Origin of the sequence: Plantactinospora sp. B5E13, from assembly GCF_039871775.1 — a bacterium.
Lineage (GTDB): Bacteria > Actinomycetota > Actinomycetes > Mycobacteriales > Micromonosporaceae > Plantactinospora.
The window spans coordinates 47,784-59,735 of the sequence record NZ_JBDPLT010000039.1 but is presented as its reverse complement, the minus strand read 5'-3'; the positions used below and the strand labels follow the sequence as shown (position 1 = coordinate 59,735).

The 11,952-nt window shown below is 71.2% G+C and carries 14 protein-coding genes; 6 read left to right on the top strand and 8 right to left on the bottom strand.

From position 1 onward, the window contains the following. Positions 1–68 precede the first annotated feature (68 nt). Entirely contained in the window at positions 69–791 is a 723-nt protein-coding gene (locus ABGB05_RS27450) for a DUF1330 domain-containing protein (RefSeq protein WP_347656800.1), read from the bottom strand. Positions 792–927: 136 nt separating this feature from the next. Here ABGB05_RS27450 and ABGB05_RS27445 point away from each other — a divergent pair, with 136 nt between their 5' ends. The 3 genes from ABGB05_RS27445 (at position 928) to ABGB05_RS27435 (ending at position 4,303) form a co-directional block, all read left to right on the top strand. Then, on the top strand, positions 928–1,731 hold the full coding sequence (locus tag ABGB05_RS27445; RefSeq protein WP_347656812.1) for a helix-turn-helix transcriptional regulator: 804 nt from the start codon (positions 928–930) through the stop codon (positions 1,729–1,731). A 250-nt stretch (positions 1,732–1,981) separates the two neighbouring features. Continuing rightward, positions 1,982–2,203: a hypothetical protein gene (locus ABGB05_RS27440; protein ID WP_347656799.1), complete on the top strand. Its 222-nt coding sequence runs from the start codon at positions 1,982–1,984 to the stop codon at positions 2,201–2,203. 324 nt (positions 2,204–2,527) lie between these two features. After that, positions 2,528–4,303 carry a serine hydrolase gene (locus ABGB05_RS27435; protein WP_347656798.1) on the top strand — a complete coding sequence of 592 codons (1,776 nt, stop codon included), beginning with the start codon at positions 2,528–2,530 and terminating at the stop codon, positions 4,301–4,303. A 101-nt stretch (positions 4,304–4,404) separates the two neighbouring features. Here the strand turns inward: ABGB05_RS27435 and ABGB05_RS27430 are convergent, their stop codons facing one another. Beyond that, entirely contained in the window at positions 4,405–4,599 is a 195-nt protein-coding gene (locus ABGB05_RS27430; RefSeq protein WP_347656797.1) for a DUF397 domain-containing protein, read from the bottom strand. Next, the gene (locus ABGB05_RS27425; protein ID WP_347656796.1) at positions 4,590–5,384 is read right to left on the bottom strand and encodes a helix-turn-helix transcriptional regulator; all 795 of its coding nucleotides are present in this window, start codon (positions 5,382–5,384) and stop codon (positions 4,590–4,592) included. Before ABGB05_RS27425 ends, ABGB05_RS27430 begins: the two co-directional genes overlap by 10 nt. A 268-nt stretch (positions 5,385–5,652) precedes the next feature. Between ABGB05_RS27425 and ABGB05_RS27420 the strand changes: the two genes are divergently transcribed. The 3 genes from ABGB05_RS27420 (at position 5,653) to ABGB05_RS27410 (ending at position 6,973) form a co-directional block, all read left to right on the top strand. Then, positions 5,653–5,946, top strand: a complete 294-nt coding sequence (locus tag ABGB05_RS27420; protein WP_347656794.1) for a hypothetical protein — start codon at positions 5,653–5,655, stop codon at positions 5,944–5,946. A 13-nt stretch (positions 5,947–5,959) separates the two neighbouring features. Further along, positions 5,960–6,325 carry a hypothetical protein gene (locus tag ABGB05_RS27415; protein WP_347656792.1) on the top strand — a complete coding sequence of 122 codons (366 nt, stop codon included), beginning with the start codon at positions 5,960–5,962 and terminating at the stop codon, positions 6,323–6,325. Positions 6,326–6,487: 162 nt separating this feature from the next. Then, positions 6,488–6,973, top strand: a complete 486-nt coding sequence (locus tag ABGB05_RS27410) for a DinB family protein (protein WP_347656790.1) — start codon at positions 6,488–6,490, stop codon at positions 6,971–6,973. Positions 6,974–7,139: 166 nt separating this feature from the next. Here ABGB05_RS27410 and ABGB05_RS27405 read toward each other — a convergent pair whose 3' ends face one another. The 5 genes from ABGB05_RS27405 to ABGB05_RS27385 form a co-directional block, all read right to left on the bottom strand. Continuing rightward, positions 7,140–7,766: a hypothetical protein gene (locus ABGB05_RS27405; protein ID WP_347656788.1), complete on the bottom strand. Its 627-nt coding sequence runs from the start codon at positions 7,764–7,766 to the stop codon at positions 7,140–7,142. A 43-nt stretch (positions 7,767–7,809) separates the two neighbouring features. Then, entirely contained in the window at positions 7,810–8,304 is a 495-nt protein-coding gene (locus ABGB05_RS27400; protein WP_347656786.1) for a DinB family protein, read from the bottom strand. Positions 8,305–8,408: 104 nt separating this feature from the next. After that, entirely contained in the window at positions 8,409–9,494 is a 1,086-nt protein-coding gene (locus ABGB05_RS27395) for an SMP-30/gluconolactonase/LRE family protein (protein ID WP_347656784.1), read from the bottom strand. 197 nt (positions 9,495–9,691) lie between these two features. Continuing rightward, the gene (locus ABGB05_RS27390; RefSeq protein WP_347656782.1) at positions 9,692–10,339 is read right to left on the bottom strand and encodes a response regulator transcription factor; all 648 of its coding nucleotides are present in this window, start codon (positions 10,337–10,339) and stop codon (positions 9,692–9,694) included. Further along, positions 10,327–11,874 (bottom strand): sensor histidine kinase, encoded by a 1,548-nt coding sequence (locus ABGB05_RS27385; protein ID WP_347656780.1) that lies wholly within the window; start codon positions 11,872–11,874, stop codon positions 10,327–10,329. Before ABGB05_RS27385 ends, ABGB05_RS27390 begins: the two co-directional genes overlap by 13 nt. Positions 11,875–11,952: the final 78 nt, after the last annotated feature.

Sequence of the window (11,952 nt, the reverse complement as noted above, 5' to 3'; positions counted from 1 at the left end):
GCGCCTTCGTGCTCAGGGAGCGTTCGACATGTCCAGGCATGTCGAACGCTCCCTGAGTATGGCCGGCCTCACCCGAGACGGGTACGGAGGTCGGCCGCCATCCGGGCGCTGTCGTGGTCGGCGGGAACTCCCTCGACCAGAATCAGCTCGCCGGGCAGGTGTCGGGTCCGCAGCGGCTTGATCGCCTGGTAGGCAGCCGAGTCGTACCAGGAGCGTGCCCGGGCCAGGTCCGGAAACTCGACCACGATCACATCCCCGGGCCAGTCGCCCTCCCGTACGTCGACGCTGCCGCCATGGACGACGAACCGCCCCCCGAAGGGGTCGAGGGTGCCCTGGATGCGCTCCAGGTACTCCAACACGTCCGGGTGGACGGGTGCCCGGCGGAGGTGGGCGATCGCGTACGCGGGCGGCGGCTTCATCGCCGGCAGCGGGACCCGGTCGAGGAACCCGAGGACCTGGCTCAGCTGCCCGTTCCCGTCGGTGACCGCGACGTCGAACCCGACCACCAGCGGCTCGCCGTCGGCGGGCCCGAGCTGCCAGGTGAAACGGGCCTGGTTGTGGTGGCCGTCTACCGACCCGGCCAGCCGGAACACCAGGCCGGCGAACTGGCTCTGTACGGCGGCGATCGTGGCGTCGATCGCGTCCCGGCCCTCGGCGACGCCCATCGGGTCGACGTAGCGGCCGTCCTCCGCCCACAGTTCGTCGATGGCCCGGCGTCGCCGCTTCGGGTCGGTGTCGTTCCAGACGGCTATGTAACGCTCCGCCAGTTCGGCAAAGTCCGCAGCAGACACGGGAATCTCCTCTCGGTCCGGGCGGCATGATCACCGCCTCGGTACGACCGATGGTTGTCGCCGACCCGAGGACTGTCGATTACCTCGCAGGTAATGGGCTGGTGGCAGTGCCGTCCGTAGGGTTGGCACCATGGTTGTGAGGGGGACGGCACCGCCGGTCGGCGAGATCCTGCGTGGCTGGCGCCAGCGACGCAGGCTCAGCCAGCTCGAACTGTCGGTCGACACCGGCATCTCCACCCGGCATCTGAGCTTTGTCGAGACCGGTCGCGCGCGGCCGAGCCCGGAGCTGCTCCTCCGGCTGGCCGAGCATCTCGACGTGCCGTTGGCCGATCGCAACCGGATGCTGCTCGCCGGCGGGTACGCCCCGGCCTATCCGGAGCACGAGTTGGGTGACCCGCAGATGGCGTCGATCCGGGACGCCGTACGGCAGATTCTGCGGGCGTACGGCCCGAATCCGGCCGTGCTGGTCGACCGGCACTGGCATCTCGTCGAGGCGAACCCCGCGGTCGGCCTGTTCACCGCCGGCGCGGCCGATCGGCTGCTCACCCCGCCGGTCAACGTCCTGCGGCTGAGCCTGGATCCGGAGGGCATGGCGCCCCGGATCGTCAACCTGCCCGAGTGGCGTGCCCATCTCCTCGACCGGTTGCGCCGGCAGGTCGCGGCCACCGGGGACCCGCGACTGCAGGAGCTGTACGACGACCTCCGGCGCCTGCCCGGGGACGACGGGCCCGTGCCGGTGGAGAGCAGTGGCGGGATGGCCGATCTCCTCGTCCCGCTCCGCTACCGCCACGGTGACCGGGAACTGCGACTGCTGAGTACCACCACCGTCTTCGGCACCCCGCTCGACGTCACCGTCGCCGGACTGGCCATCGAGGGGTTCTTCCCCGCCGACCCCGGCACCGCCGACCTGCTCCGCGCCTTCGCCGACGGGGTGCAGTGACCGGGCCGGGCGAGGGGGAGATGCCGTGCGTGGGCGCGGCTGGAGTACCGACGCGCGGCCAGGTCTGCTGTGTTGACCGGCCGACGTCCCGTACGGTCTGGGCGAAGGCCCGGATGGGGTCGTTCTCCGACTCGGAGTGCCACATTAGGGCGTACCGCAGTGCGCTCAGGTCGCGGACCGGCAGGAAGGTGATGTCCGGCCGCGACCAGGGCTGCTGAAAGTCGCCCAGCATCTCCAACAGGGTCGATGTGTGCTGGGCGAGTTCATGGTCGGCCGCCACGCCCACGAACCGGGGTTCGACGAACAGGGTCGGGCCGACGGTGAGGTCGGACTCCTCGACCGGAAGCCAGGCGACGAGGACGTCGTACTCGCCACGGCGGAGCCCGGCGAACGGGTCGACGAAGGACGCAAACCGGAGGCGCAGTTTCCACTGCGGGTGGCGGGTCCGGAAGGCTTCCCAATCCGGCCGTAGGTCGTAGCCGTTGGTGGGCAGCATGCCGACGCGTAGCACGTGGGTGATGCCCTGGGCGGCCAGCTGGGCGCGTTCGAGCAGGCCCACAGCGAGCGGGGCGGCGTCCTGCCGTTCGTTTCCGAGCGATGGCGCCCGGCGCGGTGGCGTTCTCCGCCACCGTCCTGACGTCCGGTGACGCCATGTCAGAAGCCGCGTCAGCGGCATGACCGTCCGCTGTCAGGGCGGCGGACGATCGTAGCCCTCGTACACAACTCGTCGACCGCAGCCAGGTTCACGCCCACCACATGCGTCCCCGCCAGGGGGACGGACCCTCAGGAGAGCACCATGCAGAAGTTCGACACCCCGACCCCGATCGCCGCCGTCCTGGACATCCCCGCAGGGCGGGTCCGGGTCGTCGCCACCGACCGGGCCGACACCACAGTCGAGGTCGCGCCCACGGACGCCTCGAAGAGCCGCGACGTGAAGGCGGCGGAGCAGACCACCGTTGAATACCGAGACGGCCTCCTGCGCATCGAGACCCCGACCCGGAACCAGATCATCGGCCCGTCCGGCTCCATCGAGCTGACGGTCTGTCTTCCCGCCGGGTCACGGGTCGAGGCCAAGGCGGCCGCCGCCGAGTTCCGCGTCGCCGGACGGCTCGGCGACGTCACCTTCGACGGTGCGCACGGCGCGGTCGAGCTCGACGAGGTCGCGAGCCTGCGCCTTGTCGCCCACGCCGGCGACATCTCGATCGGCCGCCTGGGCGGCCCGGCGGAGATCAGCACCCAGAAGGGCGACATCCGGGTCGCCGAGGCGGTGCGCGGCACGGTCGTGTTGCGCACCGAGTACGGCGGGATCTCGATCGGCGCTGCCCCCGGGGTCTCGGCCACCCTGGACGCCGGCACTTCCTCCGGCCGGATTCGCAACACGCTCAGAAACACCGAAGGCGCCACCGCCCAACTCGACATCCGTGCCACCACCAGCTACGGCGACATCACCGCCCACAGCCTCGCGGCCGACGACGCCGCCGGGCAGGATCGTCCGGAACTGCACCAGATCCTGACGGACTTCGTCGACGCCGGGTTCGGCAGCGTGGAAATGCGTATCCACGACGAGCAGGGCGACTGGACCGGCCGCGCGGGGGTGAACAAGCTGGGGGACACCGCCGAGCCGCCCGCCAACGGGCAGGTCTGGGCGGGCAGCGTCGCCAAGCCGTTCACCGCGACCCTGGTGCTCCAGTTGGTGGCCGAGGGCAGGCTCGGGCTGGACAACCCGGTGGCCGACCACCTACCCGAACTCGGCCTGGACGAGCGGATCACGGTACGGATGCTGCTGCGACACACCAGCGGCCTGTACAGCTACACCGGCGAACCCGACGCCGACGGGACCTTCGTGATGGGAATCCCCTCCCAGGGCAAGGAGTGGGTGGACAACCGGTTCCACACCTACCGGCCCGAGGAACTGGTCCGGTTCGCACTGGCCAAACCGGCGCGGTTCGAGCCGGGCACCGACCAGAGCTACTCCAACACCAACTACACCCTGGCCCTGCTGCTGATCGAGAAGGTCACCGGCCGGTCGTACGCTGAGGAAATGCAGCGGCGGATTCTCGGCCCGCTCGGGATGTCGGACACCGTGGTGTCGGCCACCTCGCCGGACCTGCCCGGGCCGCACGCCCACGGCTACTACCGCTACCAGGACGCCGGTGAGTGGAAGGTGACGGACGTCAGCCGTCAGAACCCCTCCCTGTTGGCCGGCGCCGGTGACCTGATCTCGACCGCCAAGGACCTCGGCACCTTCATCTCCGCGCTGCTGGGCGGCAAGCTGCTGCCGGCCCCGCTGCTGGCCGAGATGCTCTCGCCGCACGGCAAGTTCAATCTCGGCCTGGGGCTGTGGGTGCAGGACCTGGGCCCGGGCAATGGTGTCATCGTCCACCACAACGGCGGTGCGCCCGGCGGCTACGGGGCACTGATGATCAGCACGCCCGACGGCCGCAAGACGCTGACCGCCTCGCTGACCACCAGGGACCTCGACCCGGCAACCGTGTTCCCCCAGGCACTGGCCGGACTGATCCAAGCGGTGTTCTGCGCCGACCAGCCGGAGATCGTCCAGAAAGCTTGTTGATGCTCCAGCGGGGATCCAGGTGGCCGGTATGCGGACACCTGGATCCCGCGCGGTGGGTTGGAGCCGTCTACCTGGCCGCCGGCCAAACCCTCACCCTCGGGTCAGTGGTGCTGACGGGCCAGGTCGACGAAGTTGCGCCAGGCGGCGGGTGTGAAGGTGAGCGACGGGCCGGCCGGGTCCTTGCTGTCCCGGACCAGGATGTGGCCGGGCAGGTTGTCGGCGACCTCGACACAGTCACCGCCCTGGCCGTTGCTGCGGGAGGACTTCCGCCAGCGCGGCATGTTGCTCAGCTCCATGACTCCGCCGCTTCCATGAGCAGTTCGAGGGACGCTTGTCCGGGTAGAGCGTACCCACGGATCGCCTCCCAGGCCTCCTCCAGCGCGGTCACCCGCTCCTGATCCTCGATCACGTGGCCGTCCAGCGGATCGTCGAGGAAGGCGACGGTGCGACCCTGCACGGTGGCCAGCGCCAGCGGCCCGTTCAGCCCGGGATAGGCGCCCACCGAGGCCGGCACCACCACCACGCTGACGTTCGGTCGGGCGCACGCCTGCACGATCGCGTGCAACTGGTCGGCCATCACCTTCGACCCGCCGACCGGGCGCCGCAGCACCGCCTCGTCGAGCACGGCGAAGAGTCGGCACTGGTCCTGCTCGCGGCGCAGGATCTCGGCCCGGGCGAGCCGCTCGGCGACCTTCACCTCGACGTCCGGCACCCGGGTGCCGGCGTCCCGCAGCACCGCCCGGGCGTACTCCTCGGTCTGCAGCAGCCCGGGGACCACCGCCAACTGGAAGCTCCGGACCATCGTGGCGTGCTGCTCGTAGTCCAGCCACGGTTGAAACCAGGCGGTGTCCGGGGCGTAGGCGCGGGCCTCCGCCGCCGACTCCTGGAACGTGTCACCGGCGTCGAAGACCACGTCGAGCTTGCGCGCCGTGTCCGACTGCGGGACCAGCCGGTTCGTCTCGAACTTGGCGATCAGCGAGGTCGAGACGTTCAGCCGCTGGGCGAGCTGGTCCTGGGTCAGCCCTGCCTTGGTACGGGCGAACTTGAGGATTCTTCCCATTCCTCCGTAGTGAATCGACATTCCTGCTCCTTCCCCGTGATTCAGCCGAACTGTCAGCTTCGTTGCCGATCGCAAGTCTTCCGCCACTCTGGGTGCAAAGTCCAGGGTGGATATCGACGGAGTTGATGAGGTCCAACCCGCCGGGCGGTGGCGTTCCCCCCGCGTACCCCGCCCGTGGACCGGGTCGTGCTCCGTCGACGGGGACCGCCCACCGGCGGCGCCCGCCCGTACGGGCGCGGGCGGTCCCCGTACCCCACAGATCCGTGCGAACTGGCGGCGAGGTGACACCGTGCGACCACACCGACGAGACTGGCGACGACTCTGGCGGTACTGCTGGTGCGGGCTGCGCTGGACGTGCCCGGACGTGGCACCCGTCGTACCGATGCCGTTCAACCCCGACCCCGGCGGGGCGCGGAACCAACGGACGGTGCACGACCGGCCCGCCGCCAACGGGCCGGCCGGCTCTCGCGGGTGGAACCAGCGGAGCGCCTGGAACGGCCCGACCTGGTTCGGCCACCGGGTCGGCCGGGCCGGCGCGCTGACCCCGGCCCAGCATTCCCGCACCGGCGACAACCGCGGCTGACGGGCGGCCCGGCATGACAACCCCGGAACGCCCCGGCGTCGAGCACACTCCCCGACGCCCCACCTGGACCTGCCGGGTCTGCGAGACGGCGTGGCCGTGCGACACCGCCAAGGCGACCCTGCGGGTCGAGTACCGGCTCGACCCGCTCGCCCTCTTCGTCTACCTCGGCCTCTGCCTACAGGAGGCGGCCGGGGACCTGCACCGGCTCCACCCGAACCCGGGCCCGGATCCGGCCGAGCTGCACGCCCGGTTCATCGCCTGGGTCCCGGTGGCCCGGATGGTCCGGCGGGCACTGCTGCTCCGGGCGTACGCCGACTGCTTCCCGCCACCCCCGACCGACGGGTACGGAGGCCGGCGGACCACCAACAGCGGCGGATAGGCTGCCGCCCCGCCGGCCGTCGTCGACCGCCACGACAGCGGGTTTGTCTGTCCATCAAAGACTGTCGGTGCCGGCTGTTAGCGTGCGCCGCGCCGGGTCCGACTCGTCGTCGGTCCCGATGACCGGATCTCCGGAAGAGACGTCGAGAGGGTGTGGGATCAGGTGGACGACGCCGAAAAGCAGACGCTGCTGATGTTCCTGGAGGCGCAACGCAGCAGCGTACTGGCGATTATCGACGGCCTGGAGGTGGAAGCCCTGACCAAGTCCGTCGTGCCCTCGGGGTGGACCCCGCTGGGTCTGATCGAACACCTCAGTCACGCCGAACGGCACTGGTTCCAGAAGATCGTCACCGGCTCCCTGGATCCGATGCCCTGGCCCGACGACGATTGCGCGCCGCTGACCACTCCGCGACCGCCGGACGTCGTGCTCGGGTTCTATCAGGCGCAGTGTGCCCGATCCAACGAGATTGTCGCCGCCACACCGTTGGACGCTGCCCCGCGTGGACGGCACCCCGGCGACCTCGGCGCCGAAATCACCGACCTGCGCCGGGTCATCCTGCACATGATCGAGGAGACCGCCCGGCACGCCGGGCACCTCGACATCGCCCGCGAACTACTCGACGGCAAGACCGGGCTGGGGCCCCGATAACCCGGGTGGTCGCCGGTACTGCCCGGGTCCCGGAGACCACGATACGACCGTGAGCGTCATGCCTCAGAGTCATAAATATGCCGATCAGGCATGACACCCGGACGAGAAACAACTCCCAGGGCGGCGGTCGCCGACGTCGGACCCCAGCGGTCGCCGATGCCGGACTCTAGCGGCCGGAGACGCCGGCCAGGTGGTCGGCAAGGACGAAGCCGGCACCGCACTCGGGACAGCTGAACCGGCCGAACAGGCGGGTCAGGGCGGCGGCAACCGACTCCCGGCCCGCCTGAACAGCCTCGGCGTGCAACCGGCGGGCCAACTCCGAGGGCAGGCCGGGTTCGATCACCGCGTGCCCGCGCCGCAGGTCGACCAGCAGTTCCTCGTCGCAATCGGGGCACTGGACGTCGACCTCGCCGGCGTTGACGCGGTCGAGTTCCCTGCCCCAGATCTCGTCACCGTCGAAGCCGGCCACCGCCTGCTGAAGCTGGACGAACATGTCGTCGGTGGAGGCGACTGACAGGCACTCCACCGCAAGCGCCCGTAGGGCCGCGACCTGGTCGGCATAGACCGCACGGTCTGCGTCGGTGGCGTCGAGCGCGATGAAACCGGCGAGGACCACCGCCCGTTCCCGGTCCCTCGGGGCGAAGGCGGCGCAGGTCCGGGCCAGCCAGGGCAGCAGAGCCGCGCTGGCCGGGGCGAAGCTGCCCTGGTCACCCGACTCCCGCCAGATCCGGTCCCAGGCCGGTGACGTCGGGTCGGTTGCCGCCGAATCCAGGACCTCCGGAGCGATCGTCACGGCCGGAGCCTGGGACTGTCCGGCCGTCCGGATCCCGGACGTGTCACCGGCTCAGGATCTGCTCGCGCAGGATGTCCGCGTGCCCGCAGTGCTGGGCCAGCTCACGCAGTACGTGCAGGTACACCCAGCGCAGCGGCAGCGGGCCGCGCCGGTTGCCGGGCAGCACGTCGTCCAGCCCGAGCGACGAGGTCGCCCGGCGGGAGTCCGCACACGCCTCCCGGTACGCCGCCTGGATGCTCGCGATGGTGTCGTCGTCGGTCAGGACGAAGGACTCGTCCGGGGTCGCCGGGATGCCGATCTCGGCCCGCGACCGGCAGGTCACCGCCTCGTCGAACCAGACCTTCTCGACGACCGTGGCGTGCTTGACCAGGCCGAGCAGCGTGGTCCGGGAGGGGACCAGGGACTGCCGCGCCTGCTCCTCGGTCAGCCCGTCCAGGCAGTCGTGCAGTGCCCGACGGTGCTCGTCGACGAACGCTTCGAACTGAGTCTGAAGAGGCTGGTGGACGTCTTCGGCGAACGTGGTCGGCAGTGAGGACACCCGCAGAGCGTGCCAGGAACCGTGTCGCCGGAGCAACTCGTTGAGCTGCCGTCCGCCGTACCATGCCCGACCTTCCGGTCGCGGGACGGAAGTCGCGGGACGGACTAGACGGCCGGCGGCGACATGACCCGGATCCGGTTCCCGGTGAGCGAGCCGAGCAGCCAACGGCCCTGGTACGGCACCACGTTCGCCACGGCGGGCCGGGCGGCGACGATGTGCCGGACCACCTCGCCGGCCTCGGTGAGCACCAGGATCGAGCCAGGTTGCGGGTTGTCCTCGTCGACCAGCATCGACTGTGGCAGTCGTACGGCGAGGTGACGCGCCCAACCCGACGGCAGCACGTACCGGTCGAGTGCCGGCACCCGGTCGTACATCGCCAGCAGCAGGGTGCCGTCTGTGTCGCGGGTGAAGCCGTCCGCCACGCCGGGCAATCCGTCCATCAGGACGTCGGAGCTGCCGGCCCGGCCGCCGCCGAGCCAGTACCGCGTGATCCGGTACCGGGTGGACTCGGCCACCAGCACCGCCGCCCCGTCGTTGGTGACGACCACGCCGTTCGGGAAATACAGCCCGGTCAACAGCTCCGTGGTCCGTAGGGTGGCCGGCTCGTAGCGCAGCAACCGGCCATGTGGACGTCCTTCGAGGAAGTCGTACAGGGCGTACGAGGACACGTCGCCGAGCGCGGCCCGGTGGTGTTCGGCGCTCGCGTCCGAGAAGTAGACCGTGCCGTCGGCGGTGACCGCGACGTCGTTCGCGAACCGGATCGGCGTCCCGCCGGCCGTCCCCGCCAGCAGTGTCACCTCACCAGTGGGCGAGACGGACTGCAGGCCGACGCCGTGGTTCGCCACGATCAGGTGCCGGTCCGGGGCGAACACCAGGCCGAGCGGCCGGCCGCCGACGGTGGCGAACACCTCCATCCGCCCGTGGTCGGGATCCACCCGCAGGATTCGCCCCTGACGGTCGCCGGTGTACACCCGCCCCGCCGTGTCCACGGCCAGGTCCTCCGGACCGTCCACAACCTCGTCGACCAGGGGCGCGATGCCTGCCGCCGCCACACCGTCGATTTTCTCCGACGGTACGGCGAAGCCCGCGACCGGATCCCACGCCACGGGCTCGAACGGCTCCACCGGCGGGTCACGGAACACCACGAAACCGGTCACCAGCACGACGAGCAGTACGACGAACGCCGTCACGCCGATGACCAAAAGCTTCAACGGTCGCCTCAATCGCGTACGCACCCGGCCGAGATTGCCGCCGCGAGTCGCGTGGGAGATGTTCACGGGCCGATTCTTCGGCGCTGGTGTGCTGCCGAGAAGCCGGACAGCACCCATCAGCCACCGGGGAGGCACCCGGTGCGTGGTGCGGCTGCCCACACCCCGGCGCGCGTCGTTCAGGCGTTCAGGAAACGCAGCACCGCGAGGACCCGGCGGTGGTCGTCCGGCCGGGCCGGCAGGCCGAGCTTGGCGAAGATGCTCGTGCAGTGCTTCTCCACGGTCCGTTCGGCGATGCCGAGCCGCTGGGCGATGGCCTGGTTCGCCCGGCCCTCCGCCATGAGCGCGAGGACGGCCCGTTCCCGCTCGGTCAGCACCCGCAGCGGATCATCGGCGTCGGCGCGCCGCCCGACGAGTTGGTCGATGACGATCGGATCGAACGCCGACCCGCCGGCGCCCACCTGGCGTACCGCGGTGGCGAACTCCGCGAGATCGGACACCCGGTCCTTGAGCAGGTAGCCGACGCCCCGGGCCCCGCCGTCGAGCAGTTCCACGGTGTAGCTGACCCGGACGTACTGGGAGAGCACCAGTACGCCGGTCCCCGGGTGCCGCCGCCGGATCTCCCGTGCCGCGCGCAGGCCCTCGTCGGTCCGGGTGGGTGGCAGCCGGATGTCGACGAGGGCAACGTCCGGGCGGTGCCGGGCCACGTCGGCGAGCAGCGCGTCCGCATCGGCCACACGGGAGACCACCGCGAATCCGGCCTCGGTGAGCAGCCGGGCGACGCCCTCACGCAGCAGGGTGTTGTCCTCGGCGATCACGACTCGCACGGCAGTACCGCCTCCACCCTGGTGCCGCCACCGGGCGGGCTGGTCAGGGTCAGCTCGCCACCGTTGTTGCGGGCCCGCTCCGCGATCCCGCGCAGCCCGGTGCCGGCCGCGGTGTCCGCCCCGCCCCGGCCGTCGTCGACCACCTCGACGGTCAACCGCCCGGTGTCCGCGTCGATCCGTACCTCGGCCCGACCGGCATCGGCGTGCTTGGTGACGTTCGCCAGCGCCTCGGCGACCACGTAGTACGCCGTTGTCTCCACCGACGCGGGCGGCGGGGCGGCGAGCCGGACGCGCAGCGACACCGGCACGGGTGTCAGTGCCATCAGCTCCCGGACCGCGCCCTCCAGACCCCGCTCGGTCAGCACCGGCGGGTGGATGCCCTGCCCGATGGCCCGTAGCTCACCCAGCACCGCGAACGCGGTACCCCGGGCCTCGGTGATCAGCGCGCGGGTCCGCTCCGGGCGCTCATCGAGGGCCGCGTCGGCCAGGCCCAGCACGAGCGGGATCGAAAGAAGCCGCTGCTGGACGCCGTCGTGCAGGTCTCGTTCCAGCCGCCGCCGTTCGTCCTCGGCCGCCCGCAGAACGCGATTCCGGGATTCGGCCACCTCGCGCAGCCGGGTGCGGAGGTCGGCGGTCAGGCGTTCGTTCTCCAGCGCCAGCGCAACGGCCGCGCACGCCGCGTCGACCAACTCGGGGTTGTCCAGCAGCGTGCGGTCGTGCACCAGAAGGGCGAGTGGCTCGCCGTTGCGGTCTATCCGGGTAACCGCGGCCCCGGCGTCCGGCGGCAGGTCGTGGCCGTCCAGGTCCACGTACCGGTCCACGCCCGGCACCCGGTACGTGACGCGCAGTGTCGGATCGTGCAACGTCTCGGCCAGCGCCCGCTGAATGCTGGGCGTCCCGGCCCCGGCACCGAGCCGGACCACCAGATCCGCGACCCCCGCCCGGTCCATCCGGCCTCGGAGCAGCGTGCCCAGGCAGGCCACCGGGATCGCGGCGAACGCCAACGGTGTGACGGCGGTGAGGTACGGGATCGGTGCGCCGGCGATCATCGCCGGCTTCACCACCACGAACAGCGTCGTCGCCAGCAGTGCCGCACCCGTCACCGGGGCGAGCAGACGCCGCTGCGTCACCGTGCCCCGACGCCACCGGGCCGCCTGCACCGCGATCACCGCGCAGCCGCTGAGCACCGCACCGACGGTGCCGGCGCCGGCTGCGACGCCGGGCGACGCCGGCACCAGCGCCTGGAGCAGCCCGGTCATCGCGGCGCTCAGGTATGCCAACCCGGCCGCCGCCCGGGCCGCCGGGCCGATCAACCGGCCGGACGGGAACGCCAGCATGACGTGTGCGAGGACCGCGACCCAGAGCCCGCCGACCAACCGGTCAATGCCGTCGGGGACCGGCAGTCGTGCCAGCGTCCACAGCAGACCCACGGCGACGAGGAGCGGTCCGGACCGGTTGCGCGGACGGACGTACCAGATCACGGAGCCGGCGGCCACGAAACTCGACGCGACGACGACTACGAATGCGGCTGACACCCGACCAGGATGACACCCCGCAGCTCGGGCATCCGCGAGGTCGTCGCGGAGGAACCGGCCGAACTCGGCCGGCCCACT

Excerpts from the sequence above, each read along its gene's own strand:
- ABGB05_RS27435 (WP_347656798.1), top strand. The coding sequence starts at position 2,528 with ATGCAGAAGTTCGACACCCCGACCCCGATCGCCGCCGTCCTGGACATC.
- ABGB05_RS27430 (WP_347656797.1), bottom strand. The coding sequence starts at position 4,599 with ATGGAGCTGAGCAACATGCCGCGCTGGCGGAAGTCCTCCCGCAGCAAC.
- ABGB05_RS27425 (WP_347656796.1), bottom strand. The coding sequence starts at position 5,384 with ATGTCGATTCACTACGGAGGAATGGGAAGAATCCTCAAGTTCGCCCGT.
- ABGB05_RS27415 (WP_347656792.1), top strand. The coding sequence starts at position 5,960 with ATGACAACCCCGGAACGCCCCGGCGTCGAGCACACTCCCCGACGCCCC.